1 protein-coding gene is annotated in these 533 nt (G+C 48.0%); it reads left to right on the top strand.

Annotated elements, in window-relative coordinates:
- The coding region (locus tag R7Z50_RS30715; RefSeq protein WP_411979549.1) for a murein hydrolase activator EnvC family protein at window positions 1–533 on the top strand (533 nt) is incomplete at both ends.

Raw genomic sequence — 533 nt, forward strand, 5'->3', positions numbered from 1 at the left:
AAACGTATTACGTGACCGAGCGAGCGAAAGCGAATGGGCACTTATTGAATCAAGGTGTAGAAGAAGACCGCATTAGCCAATACTTTCAGCACTTAGCCAAGGCTCGTGCCGAAGTGATTGATGCCATCACCAAAACCACTCAAGAGTTGGCGCACAACACAAACCAACTTGAGCTAGAGAAAGAGCAGATCGAAACCCTGCTCAAGCAGCAATCAGAAAAGCGTACCGCACTGGCCAGTACGCAGTCGAATCGTAAGCAAACGCTGAACAAAATTCAGAGCAGCATTAAAAACGACAAACGTTACCTTGCTGAGCTACAACGCAATGAAACCCGTCTAAAAGCCGAGATTGCAAAAGCCGCCAAGCGAAATGCGGTACCAATGGACGGGCTCGGCAAACAGCGCGGCAAACTACCATGGCCACTCAAAGGCAGTGTGTTACATAACTTCGGTACGCGTCAAACCGGACAAGTAAACTGGAAAGGTATAGTGCTTTCCGCTAACTATGGTCAACAAGTTAAAGCGGTTTACCCT

This window comes from Vibrio sp. 1249-1 (genome assembly GCF_033340495.1).